The sequence below is a fragment of the Corynebacterium sp. AOP12-C2-36 genome (assembly GCF_052379185.1).
Classification (GTDB): Bacteria; Actinomycetota; Actinomycetes; order Mycobacteriales; family Mycobacteriaceae; genus Corynebacterium.
Genome location: NZ_JBQSYJ010000025.1, coordinates 12,854 through 30,660, shown reverse-complemented (window position 1 = coordinate 30,660; position 17,807 = coordinate 12,854). Strand labels below are relative to the sequence as shown.

The 17,807-nt window shown below is 69.7% G+C and carries 12 protein-coding genes; 5 read left to right on the top strand and 7 right to left on the bottom strand.

The genetic code is table 11. The annotated features are described in order from the left end of the window. Window positions 1-12 precede the first annotated feature (12 nt). Window positions 13-1,521: a recombinase family protein gene (locus tag ACT3UN_RS14740; protein WP_444657434.1), complete on the bottom strand. Its 1,509-nt coding sequence runs from the start codon at window positions 1,519-1,521 to the stop codon at window positions 13-15. A gap of 36 nt (window positions 1,522-1,557) precedes the next feature. On the opposite strand from ACT3UN_RS14740, the gene ACT3UN_RS14735 reads away from it, so the two are divergent. From ACT3UN_RS14735 to ACT3UN_RS14720, 4 genes are all read left to right on the top strand, one after another. Further along, entirely contained in the window at window positions 1,558-2,766 is a 1,209-nt protein-coding gene (locus ACT3UN_RS14735; RefSeq protein WP_444657435.1) for a ComEC/Rec2 family competence protein, read from the top strand. Between the two features lie 53 nt (window positions 2,767-2,819). Beyond that, window positions 2,820-3,305, top strand: a complete 486-nt coding sequence (locus ACT3UN_RS14730; protein ID WP_441582100.1) for a TIR domain-containing protein — start codon at window positions 2,820-2,822, stop codon at window positions 3,303-3,305. Window positions 3,306-3,336: 31 nt separating this feature from the next. Continuing rightward, window positions 3,337-4,326, top strand: coding sequence for a DNA polymerase III subunit delta (holA, locus tag ACT3UN_RS14725; protein WP_441579167.1), 990 nt, complete (start codon window positions 3,337-3,339; stop codon window positions 4,324-4,326). A 237-nt stretch (window positions 4,327-4,563) separates the two neighbouring features. Beyond that, entirely contained in the window at window positions 4,564-6,384 is a 1,821-nt protein-coding gene (locus ACT3UN_RS14720) for an NAD(P)/FAD-dependent oxidoreductase (protein ID WP_301442044.1), read from the top strand. A 48-nt stretch (window positions 6,385-6,432) separates the two neighbouring features. On the opposite strand, the gene ACT3UN_RS14715 is transcribed toward ACT3UN_RS14720, so the two are convergent. From ACT3UN_RS14715 to ACT3UN_RS14705, 3 genes are read right to left on the bottom strand one after another with little or no spacing between them, the layout of a single operon-like run. Continuing rightward, window positions 6,433-7,545, bottom strand: coding sequence for an alpha/beta hydrolase family protein (locus ACT3UN_RS14715; RefSeq protein ID WP_444657433.1), 1,113 nt, complete (start codon window positions 7,543-7,545; stop codon window positions 6,433-6,435). 41 nt (window positions 7,546-7,586) lie between these two features. Further along, window positions 7,587-8,618 carry an alpha/beta hydrolase family protein gene (locus tag ACT3UN_RS14710; protein ID WP_444657432.1) on the bottom strand — a complete coding sequence of 344 codons (1,032 nt, stop codon included), beginning with the start codon at window positions 8,616-8,618 and terminating at the stop codon, window positions 7,587-7,589. A 38-nt stretch (window positions 8,619-8,656) separates the two neighbouring features. Further along, window positions 8,657-8,917, bottom strand: a complete 261-nt coding sequence (locus tag ACT3UN_RS14705; protein WP_301442047.1) for a hypothetical protein — start codon at window positions 8,915-8,917, stop codon at window positions 8,657-8,659. 107 nt (window positions 8,918-9,024) lie between these two features. Between ACT3UN_RS14705 and ACT3UN_RS14700 the strand changes: the two genes are divergently transcribed. Continuing rightward, a complete protein-coding gene (locus ACT3UN_RS14700) occupies window positions 9,025-10,560 on the top strand; it encodes an NCS1 family nucleobase:cation symporter-1 (protein WP_301442048.1) in 1,536 nt (511 codons plus the stop codon). Here ACT3UN_RS14700 and ACT3UN_RS14695 read toward each other — a convergent pair. Genes ACT3UN_RS14695 through ACT3UN_RS14685 form a run of 3 tightly spaced genes read right to left on the bottom strand, consistent with a single transcriptional unit; the run spans window position 10,526 to window position 17,764 of the window. Continuing rightward, window positions 10,526-11,716 carry an acyl-CoA dehydrogenase family protein gene (locus ACT3UN_RS14695; protein ID WP_301442049.1) on the bottom strand — a complete coding sequence of 397 codons (1,191 nt, stop codon included), beginning with the start codon at window positions 11,714-11,716 and terminating at the stop codon, window positions 10,526-10,528. The genes ACT3UN_RS14700 and ACT3UN_RS14695 overlap by 35 nt on opposite strands. A gap of 37 nt (window positions 11,717-11,753) precedes the next feature. Beyond that, window positions 11,754-14,993 (bottom strand): UvrD-helicase domain-containing protein, encoded by a 3,240-nt coding sequence (locus ACT3UN_RS14690; protein ID WP_444657431.1) that lies wholly within the window; start codon window positions 14,991-14,993, stop codon window positions 11,754-11,756. Further along, complete coding sequence (locus ACT3UN_RS14685) at window positions 14,990-17,764, bottom strand: PD-(D/E)XK nuclease family protein (protein WP_444657430.1); 2,775 nt, start codon at window positions 17,762-17,764, stop codon at window positions 14,990-14,992. Before ACT3UN_RS14685 ends, ACT3UN_RS14690 begins: the two co-directional genes overlap by 4 nt. Between the last annotated feature and the right edge of the window lie 43 nt (window positions 17,765-17,807).

Sequence of the window (17,807 nt, the reverse complement as noted above, 5' to 3'; positions counted from 1 at the left end):
GTCTACCCAGGGCTATCGCCACCTGATCTCCACACGATCCGGGTCGATGCCCTTCCTGCCATGCACCGCCGCCCGGCTGACCACCGGGACCATGAGCGCCCTCACGATGTGACGCCGACGGTCGAGATCCAGGCCCTCCCATGCTGCACGGATGTCCTCGGCACCGGCCAGAGCGACCACCGCAGGGTCCGCACCAGACAGGTCCTCCAGCTCGCGGGTTAGTGTCTCGATCCTGGGTGTCACCCGTGCCTCCTGATCCAGCAGCACACTGATGTCCAGCGTCTCCGCTGCCTGCGCCCGGACCTGGTCGAGATATGCCTGCATCCGTGAGATCTCGTCGATCAGCCGCTGCCGCTCGGTATCTGCCAGGTCATCATCTGTGCTGGTCAGGGCAAGGAAATCGGGCCTGCCCAGACGGGCGATCACGGCTTCGGTGACGAGGGTGTCGAGGTGTGTCTCCTTCATCGACACGTGGAATCCAGAGCCCCCACTCTGACTTCCTGTGCACTGATAGGTCCGGTACGTCTCTCGATTCGGGTTCCGCGACCCGTCTGACAGACGAGGACGACCTGCGTACTGCTTGCCCGTCGTCATCACCGACCCACACACGGCACACAGCGCGATACCACTGCAGAGATGCTGTGGCCGGAAACCGCGCGAGGGCCTGCTACGACCCGACAGCAGTGCCTGTACCTGGGAAAACTCCTCCTCGGTGACCAGGCCATCCCAGACGGCGTCACCGACGACCTCACCGTTATACACGCGCTTTCCCGCGTAAGCGGGGTTCCTCAGTACCTCACGGGCCGCCTCTGCCGTCCATTGCTGCACCCGGGTGGAGGACCGTACCGGTCTCCGTGTTGCAACACCATCGGCATTGAGGCCCTTGGCTATCGAGTAGCACCCCGACCCGGCCAGTGCCTCCCTGAAGATGCGCTTGACCACTGGACCCTGCTCAGGATGCTCGACAACCGCTGTCACTGTCCGGTGACCCCGGTCATCGGTCGCGTACTCCCTGGTGAAGCCGTAGAGATTCTTCCCGTGGACCCGGCCCTCCCGTGCTGCCGCCGCCGTCCGCCGCCTGATCCGCTCTGCCGTCCGCCGACTCTCCGCAGCCGACACGACACCGGTGATTCCCGAGGCCAGACGGTCATCCGTGGTGGTCATGTCGTACAGACGACCTCCGTACCCGAGGAGGACACCGGCGTCCTCGCAGGCGTCCTCCAGTGTTGCTCGCTCCGCATCTGACCTGGCGAAACGCGATTGCTCCCAGGCTAGGACGGCGTCGACCGTTCCACTCTCGACCACCGCCAGGAGCTCACCGAACCGACTGCGTCGTCGTCGTGACCCTCGTGAAGCCGACCCCACGTCTCTGATGATCTCGGTGACGGACCACCCCTCCCGGTCAGCCCACGCCTGGACAGCGTCGACCTGGTCCGCGACGGAGATCGACGAGTCCTCATCCTGACCGTGAGACTCCCGGGCATAGACCGCTACCGTGCTGACCTGGTGATTCTGTGTCATGCGGGTAGCCTAGCAGAGACACCTATCTAATCAGGTATATCTGGCGCCAATCTCGCCATGGTCACGGGCAGCGTGCTGGTGCTGGCGACGGCGATGGGCTGGCCGCGGTGGACGCGCTACGCGGCCGCGGCGTCCTGCCTGGTGGCGTTCGTGCTGCTGGTGGGCCCGGAGCCGAGTGTGCTGCGGGCCGCGGTGATGGGTGCGGTGGGGTTGGTGGCGGCGTTGTCGGCGCGTCGGGCGCACGGGTATGCGGCGTTGTCGGCGGCGGTGGTCGTGCTGCTGGCGGTGGATCCGGGCCTGGCGGTGGAGTACGCGTTCATTCTGTCGGTCGCGGCGACGGCGGGGATCGTGGCGTTGGCGCCGCTGGTCGCCCGCCGGATGCTGCAGGGCTGGACGCGGCGCAGGACGGCCCGGCGGGGGCGTCACCATCCGCCGGCGCGGTGGCAGGCGATGCTGGTGGGCCTGGTGGCGGTGAGTCTGGTGGCGGACGTGGTCACCGCCCCGGTGATCGTGCAGATGACCGGGGTGGTCTCCCCGACGGCGGTGCTGGCCAATGTGCTGGTCGGGGTGGCGGTGCCGCCGGTGACGGTGGTGGGCATGCTCGGCGCGCTGCTGGCCGGGGTGCACGTCGGCGCGGCGACGGTGGTGCTGTGGGGCGCGGCGCTGCCGGCGTGGTGGATCCTGACCGTGGCGGCACGGTTGTCGCAGGTCCCGGTGCTGCACACCCCGGGCGGCATGGTGGCTGCGGCGGTGCTGGTTCTCGTCGCGGTGGCCGTGGTGACGGTAGTGGTGTCGGCACGCTGGCGGCGTGCGGCGCTGGTGGTGGTGCTGCTCGCCGCGCTGGCCACGGTGGCCGGTGTGCGCGCCGGTGTCTTGTCGACCGGGCCTTATGCGCAGGACACGGGGGCGGACGTGCTTCAGCGGGTGTGGGCGGACGATCTGGGGGACGTGCCGTGGACGGTGGGCGTGCGGATGGCGTCCGGGACGCCGGAGATCCTGCGACGTGACGGCGGGAGCGACGCGCCGGTGGTCGTCCTCGCCGACGAGGACGCGGTGCTGCTGCACGAGTACCGCCTGAACGCGCAGGCGTCGCCGCAGCGTCCTGACCTGTACGTGGCCACGGCGTGCGGGCGCAGCCGCGGGATGCCGAGCCGCACGCCCGCCGGCGTGCCGGTGGCGTTCCCGTGCAGGGACGGGACGGTGGTGCTCGGGGAGGACGGACTGTACGCGGACGGGAGTCCGTGAGGTGGGGTATGTTCGGTGTGGACGTGTTTGTCCCTGAAACCAGGAGGATGGCCGTGACCACGACTGCGTACTACTCGTTCCACCACAAGAATGACGACCACCGGGTGCGCCTGGTGCACGAGATCGACACCGTGACCGGGCAGCCGCTGCTGGAGAAGCAGGAGTGGGACCGGGTGAAGGCCGGGGGGAACCGGGCGGTGAAGGAGTGGGTCGACGAGAAGATGTCGGCGTCGGACGTGGTCATCGTGCTCGTCGGCGGCGAGACCGCGGGACGGCACTGGGTGCGTCACGAGATCGAGCAGGCGTGGGAGGACGGCATACCGCTGCTCGGGGTGCGGATCCACGGGCTGGCAGGTGCCGAAGGGGAGGTGGGAGAAGAAGGGGAGGACCCGTTCGGGCGCGTCGACGGGGTGCACGGCGTGCCCCTGTTCGACCCCACGCAGCGCGACGAGCACGGGGAGATCGACTCCGCGGCGACGCTGGCCACGCTGCGGGAACGGCTGCCGGAGTGGGCGGGCCAGGGGGTCATCGGGGCGTGAGCCGACGGCCGTGTCCGGGGCGGCCGATAGGATGGGCCGCATGGCAACGAGTCCCCGTCCCCCCGCACCGGTGAACCTCATCGTCGGTGCCGACAGCTTCCTCGCCGAGCGTGCCCGTCACCGCATCGTCGCGGCGACCCGGGCGCACGCCGGCATCGACGACCTGCCCGTGGACATGCGCAAGACCTCCGAGCTCAACGCCGGTGAACTCGCGGAGCTGCTGAGCCCGTCGCTGTTCGCCGAGGACCGGATCGTGGTGGTCACCGGCGTGGAGGAGGCGGCGAAGGACTCCGTGGCGATGATCGAGATGGCGGTGTCCGACCCCGCGCCGGGTGTGGTGCTGATCCTGCAGCACACGGGCAAGGGGCGTCAGAAGGCGTTGGCGACGAGCCTGCCGAAGAAGGGGTCGAAGGGTGCGGTGGAGGTGTTCTCCGCCGCGGAGCTCAAGGGGCGGGAGCGTCAGGGGTTCGTGGAGCAGGAGTTCCGTGACCTCAAGGTGCGTGTGACCCCGGACGTCACCGCAGCGGTGCTGGACTCGGTGGGCACCGACCTGCGCGAGCTCGCCAGCGCGATCAGCCAGCTCGTCGCCGACACCGACGGGCAGGTCACCGAGGATGCGGTGCACCGGTACTACCAGGGCTCGGCGGAGGTGTCGGGCTTCGACGTCGCCGACCTGGCGATCGCCGGACGCGCCGACCAGGCGCTCGGCTCGGCGCGCCGGGCGTTGCAGCTCGGGGTGCCCCCGGTGCTGCTGGCCTCGGCGTTGTCCGGCGGCATCGACGACATCGCCCGGGTGCACGGGGCGCGGGTGAATCCGCGGCAGCAGGCCGGGGAGTACGGCATGCCGCCGTGGAAGCTGGAGAAGACGGTGCGTTCGGCGAGGTCGTGGAAGGCGTCGTCGGTGGCGGCGGCGGTCCAGATCGTCGCGGAGCTGGACGCCGGGGTGAAGGGGCATGCCGCGGACGCGGACTGGGCGGTGGAGGACGCGGTGCGGCGGATCGCCGAACTCGCCCGGGGGTGAGCTGTCTCACCCCCGGCGCCGTGGTGACCGTGGGGGTGGCCGGTGGCGTGACCGGGGTTGTCGCCATCGGCAAAATTATGTTCGCACAGTGATGTTTTCAGAGTGGTCGTCAGGGGCGGCCGGGGGCCATACCGTGGTCGGGGTCAGTCCGGTGTGACGTACTCCACAGAGCACCGTGGAAACCGTGACGTGACACTTCAGGCTCTCCAGCATCTTACGCGAACGAAAGGACGGTTCATGACCGCCACATCCACCGCCGCAGATCTCGACCAGCAGGTCCAGACCTGGCTCACCACCTTCGCAGACGCCCTGAACACCTCCGACCCCGACGCCGCCGCAGAGGCGGTCTCCGGGATGTTCGAACCCGACGGCTTCTGGCGAGACTTCGTGGTCTTCACCTGGAACCTGCACACCGCCGAGGGGGCCGACTCCATCGCCGACCTGGTGCGGGAGAACAACGACCGCGTCGGTGCCACGGACCTCGTCGTCGAGGACGCCACCGACGAGGGCGACGGCGTCACCCGCGGCACCGTCACCTTCACCACCCCGGTGTTCAAGGCCCGGGCGATCGTGCGGCTGCGTGACGGCAAGATCTGGACGTTGCTGACCTCCGCGCGCGAACTCCTCGCCCGCCCCGAGCCCAAGGGGACCAACCGTCCCAAAGGCGTGGAGCACGGCCCGGACGCGCACAAGCTCAACTGGGCCGACAAGCGCGCCCGCCGGCAGGAGCGACTCGGCTACGAGGACCAGCCCTACGTGCTGATCGTCGGCGGCGGGCAGGGCGGCATCGCCCTGGCCGCCCGGCTCAAGCACCAGGGTGTGCCCACGCTGGTGGTGGAGAAGTCCGAGCGTCCCGGCGACCAGTGGCGCGGGCGCTACCACTCCCTGTGCCTGCACGACCCGGTCTGGTACGACCACCTGCCCTACCTGCCGTTCCCGTCGACCTGGCCGGTGTTCACACCGAAGGACAAGATGGGCGACTGGCTGGAGCACTACACCGGCATCATGGACCTGGACTACTGGGCGAAGACCACCTGTGAGCGGGCGTCCTACGACGAGGCGTCCGGCACCTGGGAGGTCGTGGTCTCCCGCGACGGCGAGCAGGTCGTCCTCAACCCGACCCAGCTGGTGCTGGCCACCGGCATGTCGGGTGTGGCGAACAAGCCGTCCCTGCCGGGGGAGGAGGAGTTCCGCGGGGAGATCCGCCACTCCTCGGAGCACCCCGGCGGCGAGGCGGACAAGGGCCGGCGTGTGGTGGTGCTGGGTGCGAACAACTCCGCGCACGACATCTGCAAGGACCTGTACGACAACGGCGCGCACCCGGTGATGATCCAGCGCTCCTCCACCCACATCGTCAACTCCGACGCCTTCATCAAACACGTCACCTCCCCGCTGTTCTCCGAGGAGGCCGTGGAGTCCGGCATCGACACCGACACCGCCGACATGCTCTTCGCGTCGATGCCCTACAAGCTGCTGCCCGCCGGGCAGAAGCAGGCCTTCGACGCCGTGCGTGAGGAGGACGCCGAGTTCTACAAGGGCCTGGAGGACGCCGGCTTCATGCTCGACTTCGGTGAGGACGAGTCCGGCCTGTTCCTGAAGTACCTGCGCCGCGGCTCGGGCTACTACATCAACGTCGGCGCCTCCGAACTCGTCGCCGACGGGTCGATCGAGCTGCACTCCGGGGTCGGCATCGAGCGCTACACCGCCGACGGCGTGGTGCTCACCGACGGCACCGAGCTGCAGGCCGACGTGGTCGTGCTGGCCACCGGCTACGGGTCGATGAACGGCTGGGCCGAGATGCTGATCAGCCCGGAGGTCGCCGACAAGGTCGGCAAGTGCTGGGGCCTGGGCTCCGACACCGCCAAGGACCCCGGCCCGTGGGAGGGCGAGCTGCGCAACATGTGGAAGCCCACCCAGCAGGACAACCTGTGGTTCATGGGCGGCAACCTGCACCAGGGACGCCACTACTCGCGTTACCTGGCGCTGCAGCTCGCCGCCCGCCACGAGGGGCTGGACACCCCCGTGTACAAGCTCGCACCGGTGCACCACACGTCCTGAGTGTGCGGCGCTGGCGCGGGGGACGCGCCGGCGCCCGCGCGGCGAGCGCTACCGCGGCGCCTCGGCGAGCTCCGTGGAGCCGTCGAGGTGCGAGTTCAGCTCGTCGCGCGGTGTCGTGGAGACCCGGTGGATGATGTCGAGCACCCGCTCGTAGTGCGCCGAGGTGTTCTTCAGGAAGGACGTGTGGTCCTCGCCCTTGAGCATGATCAGCTTCGCGTTGCCGCCGTCACGGCTCACCGCCTCCACGTAACGCTCGGAGTTCTGCGGGGACACCAGGCCGTCGTCCGTGCCGTGCACGGCGGCGACGGGGATGTGCCGGTTGATGTTCTGGATCGGGTCGATGCTGTCGTAACGCTCCGGCATCTCGGCGGGCGTGCCCTTCATCGCCTCCACGATGTTCTCGTCGCCGTGCTCGGCGGACCACACCAGGTCCAGCGGGCCGGACAGGGAGACCACGCGGTTGGGGGTGAACTTCGGGTCCGCGCCGAGCTGCCCGGTCTCCAGGTCGCCGCGCGTGCCCGCCCAGGCGGCGAGCTGCGCGCCGGCGCTGTGGCCCACCACCGTCTCGTCGTCGATGGTGATCTGCGGGTAGTTCTCGTCGATGGTGGGGACGAAGTCCAGGGCGTCGGCCACGTCGGTGAAGGTCTGCGGCCAGCCGCCACCCTCGCTGACGTCGCGGTACTCCACGTTGAGCACCGCCATCCCGCGCGACGCCAGGTCCGCGGCGATGTGGCGCGAGCCCGGCGCCCCGCCGTGCCACGCTCCACCGTGGATGAACACCACCAGCGGGACGGAGTCCTCCTCCTGCGTCCCGTCCTGCGCTCCGTCGGCGCCGCCGGGCAGGTAGAAGTCCGCCCAGTTCTGCGTGGGGTCAGGGTCGCCGTCGCGCACCGGGTAGAGGAAACGTTCGACGAAGCCCTCGGCAATCTCGTCGGACGGCACGTCGGTGGCCACGGTCGGGGCCGTTGCGTCCGACGCGTCCGCAGCGTCCGACGTCGTTGTGCTCGCGGTGGTGCTCGCGGCGCCGGTGGAGGACGCACCGTCGTCACCGGAGTCGGTGCTGCACGACGTCAGGGCGCCGCCCAGCGCGGCGACGGCGAGGACGGAAACGACGGACGAGGCACGTCCGGCACGGCAATTGCGGGGAAGGGGTAGGGACACGGCGGAATCACTCCTCGAAGGTCAGGGTGTCGGTCCTGAGCTTACTGTGCCCCGGCGCCCGCGGTCTCGGCGATGATGTCGAGCAGACGCGGATAGTGGCGCGACGAGGACTGCAGGAACGACAGATGGTCGGCCCCGTCGAACAGGACGAGCTCGGCGCGTCCGCCGACGTCGGTGACCGCGTCGACGTAGTGCTCCGAGTTCTCCTGCGGGACGAGGTCGTCGTCGGTGCCGTGCACGGCGACGACCTGCACCTGCGGGTTGATGTTGCGGATCGGGTCGATGGAGTCGTAGGCGTTCGGCAGTTCATCGGGCGTGGCCTCCATCGCCTCGACGATGTTGTCGTCGCCGTTCTCCGCCGCCCACACCAGGTCCAGGGGCCCGGCCAACGACACCACCCGGGTGGGGGAGAACGCCGGGTCCGCGCCGACCTCGTCCTCGCTCAGGCGGGAGCGTGAGGCGGCCCAGGCGGCGAGCTGACCACCGGCGCTGTGCCCGACGACGGTGGCGTCCTCCGTGTCGAGCTGCGGGTAGTTCTCGTCGATGGCGGGGACGTGGTCCAGGGCGTCTGCCACGTCGGTGAACGTCCCGGGCCAACCGCCGCCCTCGCTGACGCCGCGGTACTCCACGTTGAGCACCGCCATCCCGCGCGCGGCCAGGTCCGAGGCGATGTGGCGCGAACCGTGCGCCCCACCGTTCCAGCCGCTGCCCTGCAGGCAGACGACCAGGGGGACGGAATCCTCGGTGACATCCGTGGCCTCTGTGTCCGTCGCTTCAGCGTCGTCGGTGTCGGGCAGGTACAGGTCCGCCCAGTTCTCCTCCGGGTCGGGGACGCCGTCGCGCACGGGGTAGACGATCCGCTCCACGAAACCCTCGGCCACCTCGTCCTGCGGCACCTCGGCGACCACGTCCAGCCCACTTCCCCCGCCCGTGCCGACGGCGGGAGGGGCCTCGGCGGAGACGCCACCGTCGGTGCCACAGGCGGTCAGGCAGGACGCCCCGGCGATGGTGCCGAGCAGGCCGAGCACGGCCGTCGCGACGGCGCGCTGGCTGCGCCGTTGCTGTCGTGTCACCGCAAACGCCTCTCGTGGTGGTCAGTGACCTCCGGAGTTTACCGGATCAGTTTCCCTGCGTCGTGGAGTCGTTTGACGATCTCCGCGGCGAAGACGCTGGTCTTCACGTCCACGCCGGTGACCTTGCGGTACTCCGCGGCGATCTCCGTCCACGAGTGCTGCGCGGCGAGCGTCCTGAGCTGTGCGAACCGCGGTTCGCTGAAGCAGTCGACGGCACTGACGTCGGCGAAGGTGTCGACGATGAATGAGGCGGCGTTTCGGGCGGCGCCGGGTGCGGGGATGACTTTCCCGATATCCAAATTCTTACTCCCGATTCGTTTTATCGGTCCCGTCGAAGACCTATAACAACTACTCTTCGACTGTAACGATGCAGACGATTCCATGAGACAGATTCGGTGACCCACCCATGACAGACAACCACGATGGTGCCGGTGCTGCCGGCGCCAGCCCGGTGACCAGTGACACGGTGGACATCACCGTCGCGAACGCGGACCCCGCGCTCTTCAACGCCGACCTCGCGCCCATCCCGCGCAAGTACCGCAAGTGGGGTGCCTTCGAGATCTTCAACGTCTGGACCAACGACGTCCAGTCCCTCGCCGGCTACACCCTGGCCGCCTCCCTCTTCATCGGCGCCGGCATCAGCGGCTGGTACGTCTTCGCCGCGATCGTGCTGGCCGGGGTGATCGTCAACTGGCTGGTCAACCTCTCCGGTGCACCCAGCGTGAAACTCGGTGTGCCCTACGCGGTGATGGCACGCATGTCGATGGGCGTGCTCGGCGCCAGGTTCCCCGCCCTGGTCCGCGGCGTGGTGGCGATCTTCTGGTACGGCGCGCAGACCTACTTCGCCTCCACCGCGGTGGCGTTGGCGATCAACGCCATATTCGACTCGCCGCAGTCCGGGGAGTTCCTGGGGATGAACGCGGTGTCCTGGATCTCCTACGTGATCGTGGCGATCCTGCAGGTCGCCCTGTTCAGCCGGGGTATCGACGCGATCACCAAGTTCCTCAACTTCGCCGGACCCGCGGTGTACGCGGTGATGGTGGTGCTGCTGATCGTGATCTGGGTGCGCGCCGGTTCCGAGATGCTGCCGGCCGTGGGCTCGATCTTCAACAGCGACGGGGTCACCGGCTGGGGGACCGTCTCGGCGTTCGCCGGCGTGGTGGGCACGATGGTGGCCTACTTCTCCGCGGTGATCATCAACTTCGGTGACTTCTCCCGGTTCTCCAAGTCGGAGAAGTCCATGCGGCTGGGCAACTTCACCGGCCTGCCGTTGTCGCTGGCCTTCTTCACCTTCCTCGCCCTGTTCATCACCGCCGGTGCCTACGTGGTCTTCCAGGACGGCCAGGGCACCCCGATGGACAACCCCTCCGACATCATCGGCCAGGCGGACTCGGTGATCCTGTCGATCATCGCCGCGGCGACGTTCCTGGTGGCCACGGTGGGTGTGAACCTGGTGGCGAACTTCATCCCGCCGGCCTACGACATGGCCAACCTGGCACCGTCGAAGATCAGCTTCCGGATGGGCGGGATCATCACCGCCGTGCTCGGCTTCATCATCGGCGGCCTGTGGGTCGCGGTGATCGAGGACATCGGACTGCCCACCTTCGTGGACACCCTCGGCGCGATCCTCGCACCGCTGTACGGGGTGCTCGTCGTGGACTACTACGTGATCCGGCGCAAGCAGGTCGATCTCACCGACACCTTCAGCCTGGACCCGAACGGCCCGTACTTCTACCGCAAGGGCTGGAACATCAAGGGGCTGGTGGCCGTCGCCCTGGCCGCGGTGTTCGCGGTGGCCACGGTCTGGTGGTCCGCGCTGGAGGACCTGTCCGGCTTCGCCTGGCTCATCGGCGCCGCCCTCGGCGGGCTGCTCTACTACCTCGTGATGCTCGGCGACCCGACCCGCACTACCCGCGGTTCCGGAACGCCTGCTGCCCGGTGAGTGCCTGACCGATGCTGAGCTGGTGCATCTCGGCGGTGCCCTCGTAGGTCAGCACCGACTCCAGGTTGTTGGCGTGGCGCAGGGGGGAGTACTCCAACGTCACGCCGGACGCCCCGAGCAGCGTGCGGCACTGCCGGGTGATCTCCAGGGCGACGCGGGTGGAGTTCAGCTTGCCCACGCTGACCTGGTGGGGCTTCAGCTCCCCGGCGTCCTTGAGTCGGCCCAGGTGCAGGGCCAGCAGGAAGGACTTGTCGAGCTCCACGGCCATGTCCGCCAGCTTCGCCTGGGTGAGCTGGAAGGAACTCAGCGGACTGTCGAACACCTGTCGGGTGGACACGTAGTCCAGGGTGGTGGCCAGGGCATCGTGCGCAGCACCGAGCGCACCGAAGATGATGCCGAAGCGCGCCTCGTTCAGACAGGTCAGCGGTCCGCGCAGCGACTGGACGCCGGGCAGGCGGCGTTCCTCGGGCACCCGGCAGTCGTCCAGCACGATCTCCCCGGTGACCGAGGCGCGCAGGGAGAGTTTGCGGGGGATCTCCGGAGCGCTGAAGCCTTCGGTGTCGGCGTCGATGATGAAGCCGGAGTAGCCGCCCTCGGTGCGCGCCCAGACGACGGCGACGTCGGCGACCGGGGCGTTGGTGATCCACATCTTCGTGCCGTTGAGGATCCAGTCGCCGGTGGCGGTGTCGCGGGTGGCGTGGGTGCGCATATTGGCAGGGTCGGAACCCGCATCCGGTTCGGTCAGCCCGAAGCACCCCACAGTGGTGCCGGCGGCCATGCCGGGCAGGTAGTGCTCCTTCTGCTCCTCCGAACCCCAGTGGTGGATGGCGAACATCGCCAACGAACCCTGCACCGAGACCAGCGAGCGCAGCCCGGAGTCCACGGCCTCGATCTCCATGCAGGCCAGTCCGTACTCGGTGGCACTGGCCCCGGCGCAGCCGTAGCCGTCCAGGTGCATGCCCAGCACCCCGAGTTCGCCGAGTTTCGGTGCGAGCTCGTCGACGGGCAGGGTGCCGTCCTCGAACCAGGTGCCCACCTGCGGTGCGAGTTCACGTCCGGCGAACTCGGCGACGGTGTCGCGCAGGAGCCGTTCGTCGTCGCTGAGCAGGGAGTCGGCGGAGATGAGGTCGAGTGGTGAGGTGGGTCCGGTGGTCATCGGTGGTGTTCTTTCCGTTCAGGTGCTCATGGCCGGCTCATGTCAGGGACACGTCCAGCACCGTGCCGAGCAGCGGCAGGTGGATGAGGATCGCGGCCGGTGGCTGGCCGTCGATGTCGGTGAGCGCGTGGTGGTAGGTGTGCATCTGGCCGAGGTAGGTGGAAACCACGTGCCCGACCGGATCCCCTCCAGGATAGGTCTTGTGGTCGACGATCACCCGACGCCCGTCGTCCAGCGTGAGCAGTTCGTCCAGCCAGCCCTGGGCGCGCTGGTGGTCGGGGTTCGACCAGGCGAAGGGGACCTCGGTGGCGCTGGACGCACCCGGGTACGTCGAGGCCAGCCACCGGGTCCACCGCTCGCCGGCCTCGACGACCCGGTCGGCGTCCACCCGGTCGCCGACACCCCAGCTGCCCACCAGCCGGGTGGCGGTGCTGAGCTTCTGCTCCTCGCTGAGGTGGGTCAGCGGGGCGGCGAGGTAGGCGTGGATGCAGTCGCCGACCTTGTTCCAGTCCTTTCCACCGCCGGTGACCAGTGCGGGGCCGAGGTCGGCGACCTCGGTGACGGTGGCGCCGGACGCCACGGCGTCGGTGGCCTCCACGCCGCTGGGGGCGAACGTCGCCGGCAGCAGGTCGAGCGGCGTCGGGGCGTCCTGCCGGTGGGCGTCCAGCATCGCCGCACGCGGCGTCAGGGCCGCCTCAGGGGAGACGGTCTGCTCACCGGTGTCGGCCGCGGAGGCCTCGATCTCGCGGACGGGGCAGTCCAGCAGCCCGGCGAGCTGCTCCTCCTGCAGGTCGGCCTCGGCCAGCGCCTTCCACCTACCCACGGCGGAGTACGGGGCGAGCACCGTGCGTGTGCGCGAGCGGGTCATGGCGACGTAGAGGACGCGCTGCTCCTCGATCATGTCGGAGCGTCGGCGGACGGCCTGGGCGTCGGTGTCGGTGAGCAGTTCCTTGACCGTGCTGACCGCGGTGATGGTCGCCGGCCAGAACCGCAGTTCGCGTCCGGCCAGCGGCAACTCCATCGTCAGCGAGGTGGTGGGCTGCACCCACACGCCGGAGGGGGTGAAGCGGTCGCGCATGTCCGGCAGCGCCACGACCACGGTGTCCCACTCCAGGCCCTTGGATTGGTGGATGGTGTCCACGAACACTGCGCCCGGGTCGGCGGTGGGGGTGGAGACCGCGTCTTCCGAGAGCAGGTGCTCCAGGAAGCCCGCGGGGGTGGACGGCTGGCCGGCGGACTCCGCCTCACCGGTGTAGTCCTCCACCGCGCGCAGCACGCCGAGCACCGCGCCGGTGCGCTCGGTCGGCTCCGACCAGATGGCGATGCGTCGGCGCAGGTCGAGTGCGTCGATCACCGCACTGACGACGTCGGCGACGGGCACCTCCGACAGGGTGGGACGCAACCGGCGCAACGGCTCCAGGGTGTCGTCCTGCGACCAGGTGGCGAGGGTCTCCCAGCGTTCCTCGCGGGTGGCCAGGGAGGTCAGCGTGGCGAACCAGTCGCGGTGGGCGGGGTGCTCGTCGAGGAAGGTGACCAGCTCGATGAGGGCCTGGGTGTCGCGGTCGTCCAGCAGCCAGGCCAGGGCGGCGCCGACGAGCTGGCCCTCGCGGGTCTGCGACAACGGTGTGCCGCCACCGGTGCAGGGGATGCCGCGTCGGCGCAGTTCGGTGCGCAGCTCCGCGGCGTGGGTGTTGTTGCGCACCAGCACCGCCCGGCCCTTCGCCGGCACGCCCTCGGAACGTTCCAGGGAGGAGAGCCCGGTGGCGATGCGGGCGAACCAGGTGTCCTTGTTCTTGCGGGACTTCTCCACCGGGGCCCACAGCACGGCCGCCCCGCCGGAGCGTTCCTCCGCCAGGTGCTCGGGCACGGTGATGGTCACGTTCTGCTCGGGGAAGAGGTGGCTGAACAGCCGGTTCGACAGGCCCAGGGGTTCGGCGTGGGTGCGCCAGGAGTGCGACAGGGTCTCCGAGGTCCCGGCCAGCCCGGCCGGGTCGGTGATGGTGCCCACCGCGGCGTCCATCAGTGCGGGGTCGGAGCCGCGGAAGCCGTAGATGGACTGCTTCGGGTCACCGACCCAGATGACCTCCTCGACGAGGGCGGCGAGCTCGGTGAACAGGGCGAGCTGCAGGGGACTGGTGTCCTGGAACTCGTCGACGACGAGGATGCGGTAGCGCGCGGCCAGGGTCTCACGCACCGCGGTGGTGGTCGCCTGGGGCACACCCTCGCCGCGCAGCAGCCGCAGGGTGAGCTGTTCCTGGTCGGTGAAGTCGATGAGCCCGAGGGCGTTCTTGTACTCGGCGTAGGCGTCCAGACAGGATGCCGCGGTGTCGAAGACCAGCCGGATCAGTGCGTCCAGGTCGGCGCGTAGTGCAGGGTCGGCGGCGATGTCCTCGGCGGAGATCACCTCGCCGTAGGCCTCCTTGATCGGTTTGGTGGGCGCGTCGACGCCAAGGACCTTGCCCTCGGCGGTGCGAAGCCAGTCCTTCCAGGGGATGCTGGCGCGCTCACGGCGCACGCGCCGGGCGAAGCGGTCCAGGTCGGCGAATCGGGACTGCAGGCTGGTGGCGGAGCGTTTGGCGATCAGCCCGGACTCGATGTCGGCGCGCAGCTGGTCGGGGATGCGCTGGGCGGCGCCGGCGAGCAGGGCGCGGGTGTCGACCGGTGTGGCTGCGGCGTCGCTGTCCGGTGCACCGGCACCGTCGAGCGCGGCGTGCAGTTCGGCGATGCTGGACTCGGCGAAGCCGGCGAGCTTGTCGGCGGGGATGTCGTTGGCGCGGGCCTGCTCGGTGACGGTGTGCACGGTCTTCGCCCAGTTCACCCCGGAGCTGAAGTAGCTGCCGTCGGAGTCGTCGTCGTAGCCGGTGCGCGCCAGCAGGTCACGGTGGTCGGTCTCGGCGTCGGCGATGATGCGGTCGGTGGCCAGACGGAAGGCGTCGCGCTGGGACTGCTCGGTGAGTACGGAGAGCTCGGGGGAGCGTCCGGCGTCCATGGCGAAGTCGGTGAGCACCCGGCCGGTCACGGAGTTCACCGTGCCGATCAGCGACGTCGGCAGGGCTGCGGCCTGCTCGAGCAGGCCGTCGTCGACGAGGGTGGTGCGGATGCGTTCCTTGAGCTCTGCCGCCGCGGCACGCGTGAAGGTCGTGGCGATGATCTGCGAGGGACGGTAGGGGTGGGTGCCGTCGGCGTCGACGCGGCGCAGCCGTTCGGTGAGCAGTTCGGTCAGCCGGTAGGTCTTGCCGGAGCCCGCGGAGGCCTTGATGATGGTCCAGGTTGTCATGAGAAGTCCCCCGTGGCGCCGGTGATCAGCGGGTAGTCGGTGTACTTGGCGTTCTTCTCGGGGAAGAAGCCAGTTGTGCGGGCCGCGGCAAGTTCGCGCTCGTAGGCCCCGGTGGCGTCCTCGTCGAAGGGGGAGACCGGGGTGGTGTTCTTCTTCGGCTTCTCGAACGCCTGCCAGTCCTCACGGTTCACGAGGTTGCCGAGGTCGGTGACGCGCCCGGCGGAGAGGTCGTCGAGGATGTGGTTGAGCCCGGTGACCGCCCGGTCCCAGAGTTCGTCGGTGTCGGCCGCGCCGGTGTCGGACGGTTCGACGGTGAGCGTCTCCTCCGCGCCGAAGCGCTCGTCGGTGGTGTCGAGGCGGTTGTCGCGCAGGTTGAAGTAGGCGACGGGGATCTCGGCGAGGCGCTGCGGCGTCTCGTCCGGAGACGCGGTGTTCTCGGACGCGACCGAGGCGGCGTAGACGGCGAGCTGCAGGGCGGTACCGTCCTGCACCGCGTCGCGGTACTTCTTGCGCGCGAAGGTGTACTTCAGGTCGATGACCCCGGGCGTGCCGTCGGCCATGACCACGTCCATGTCGCGCAGCCCACCGAGTTCGAGCTCGGTGCCGTCCGGTCCGTGGCTGCCGGCCAGCGCGGTGGTGAAGGACGCCTCGACCGCTCGGATGGCCACGCCGGCCTCGGCGAGGGTGGTGAACAACCCGGCGATGGACTGCTCGGCCAGGGCGAGGGTGGTGCCGAGCTCCCGGCTGCGCCCGGGCATCTGCAGTTCGGCGGCGTACCAGGGCAGCAGGCGGCGTAGCTCGGCGGCGATCTCGTCGCGGCTGGCGAGGATCGTGACGGGTTCGCCGGCGTTGTCGTCGAGATGCCGGTTGACGATGTTCTCCACCACCGTGTGCAGCCATGTGCCCACCATCTGGTTGCCGCTGGGGATCGTGGCCAGCCCACCGGCACGGATGCCCAGGCGGCGCTCCAGCAGCCACTCCAACGGGTGGACCAGCAGCTTCTCCCACTGCGAGAAGCTGATCCGGGTGGGCAGCAGGTGCTCACCGGCGGCGACGGCCCGGGAGATCGGGTCGGGCACGTCGATGGTGACAGGTTCGGGCACCGTGCGGTGGGCCTCGGGGAGCTCCGCGGCACGGGTGGCGGGCTCACGGCCCTGACGGTGCAGGTCGTCGATGAGGAAGGTCAGCGCCGGGTGCTGCGAGGCGGCCTCCCCGTTGACCGAGGCCACGGTCAACGCGGTGACCGAGTGACGTCGGCGCAGGGCGCGCAGCTGGGAGTCCAGGGCCAGCCGGGCCTCGGCCTCCGGGTCGGGCAGGATCACACCGGCCGCAGTCAGCCACTCCAGTTCGGCGGGGCGCACACGTGCCCGGGGCGTGGCGGAGGTGTCCACCGGCAGCCACCACACCACCGGGGCACTGCCGGTGCCCAGGTGTGCGGGGTCGGTGACCACGTCGGCGACCTCGTCGGCGCGGGCGTTCATGCTCAGTCCACCGGTGGCGGTGAACTCCGTGATGACCTGGTCGAGTTCTCTGGCGGACACCCGCTCGCCGAGTTGTTCGAGCAGCTCGCGCAAGGGGGCGATGCGCCCGCCGACGTCGGAGGAGACCGACTGCCCGCGGCCCTGGGAGGTGAACTGACGCTGCAGCCACTCCAGGTGGGCCGACACCTCGGCGGTGTCGTAGCCGGCGTCATCAGTGACGAGCGGACGCCGCCGAATCAGCTCGTCGAAGTCGGTGATCTTCTCCACCGCGGTCGGCTTGTCCTCCACGGCGGCCAGGGCCTCGGTGACGGCTGTGTCCCAAGCAGGCCCACCGACTCCGGGTTGCTGGTTGAGCGCGCCGACGAGCCGGGAGCGCAGCGCGCCGGGGACAAGGGAGGAGGTGGTGCCGTCCACGGTGATGCTGGTGTTCAGCAGGTCGACCAGGGCGTGGATGTCGTGCGGGGTGGTCATCGCCCGCAGGAACAGCGGGATCACCTGCGCATAGGACGACGCCTCCCGCGCCGCGACCCCCAGCGGGGCCTGCCCGGTGCGCACACGTTCGCGGTCCAGCAGGTCCGTGGAGTTCCCGGCGACGACAGTGTGGCGCGTGGAGGAGTCGGCGAGATCCTTCAGCAGCCGCGCGGCGACGGGGGAGGCGTCCCACACCGTGTCCGCGGTGACCACGGTGAGTTCGTCCAGTGGTTCAGGTGCCGGCAGTTCGGTGACCTCCACACCGAGTGCGTCCAGGTTGCCCAGGATGCGCCGCCACACCGGCGGCAGGTCGGCGAGCTCACCGTCGACGTCGACCTGCTCGATACCCAAGGGCCAGGAGCTGGCGGACGCCACCAGGTCGCCCAACGCCCGATCGACGTCGCGCAGCAGGTCAGCCGTCCCCGGGGCCCAGCCCGGTTCCTCGGTGAGGGTCTTCTCCACGGCGGCGAGCACGCACAGACGCCGGGGTGCGCTGGGGTCTGCTGCACCGTCCCAACCGGCACGCACCAGTTCATCGCGCCAGCCCAGCAGCTCACGCGCCACCGTCCACGGGTCGGCGTGGAAGCTCGCCACCGGCCAGCTCTTCAGGTCGGCACCGGCGAGCACCCGGGTGAGCACCGCGCGGTAGGCGGCGATGCGCATCGGCTGGTCGCTCTCCGGGGCGGAGAGTGCCAGGCGGGTGGCGAGGATGTCGGTGAGCTGTGCGGGGCCGGTCGTCACGGAGCCGAGGCCGCCGGTGGTGGCGGCGGCGTCGACCCAGCGGGCGCCGTCGAAGCCCCAGCCGAAGGTGATGTGCATGCAGTGGTTCCTTAACGCGATTCAGGTGTCTCCGACATGCTAG

Bases quoted from the DNA above. Each gene is read 5' to 3' on its own strand.
- ACT3UN_RS14740 (WP_444657434.1), bottom strand. From the start codon at position 1,521: ATGACACAGAATCACCAGGTCAGCACGGTAGCGGTCTATGCCCGGGAG.
- holA (WP_441579167.1), top strand. From the start codon at position 3,337: ATGGGCCGCATGGCAACGAGTCCCCGTCCCCCCGCACCGGTGAACCTC.
- ACT3UN_RS14720 (WP_301442044.1), top strand. From the start codon at position 4,564: ATGACCGCCACATCCACCGCCGCAGATCTCGACCAGCAGGTCCAGACC.
- ACT3UN_RS14700 (WP_301442048.1), top strand. From the start codon at position 9,025: ATGACAGACAACCACGATGGTGCCGGTGCTGCCGGCGCCAGCCCGGTG.
- ACT3UN_RS14695 (WP_301442049.1), bottom strand. From the start codon at position 11,716: ATGACCACCGGACCCACCTCACCACTCGACCTCATCTCCGCCGACTCC.
- ACT3UN_RS14690 (WP_444657431.1), bottom strand. From the start codon at position 14,993: ATGACAACCTGGACCATCATCAAGGCCTCCGCGGGCTCCGGCAAGACC.
- ACT3UN_RS14685 (WP_444657430.1), bottom strand. From the start codon at position 17,764: ATGCACATCACCTTCGGCTGGGGCTTCGACGGCGCCCGCTGGGTCGAC.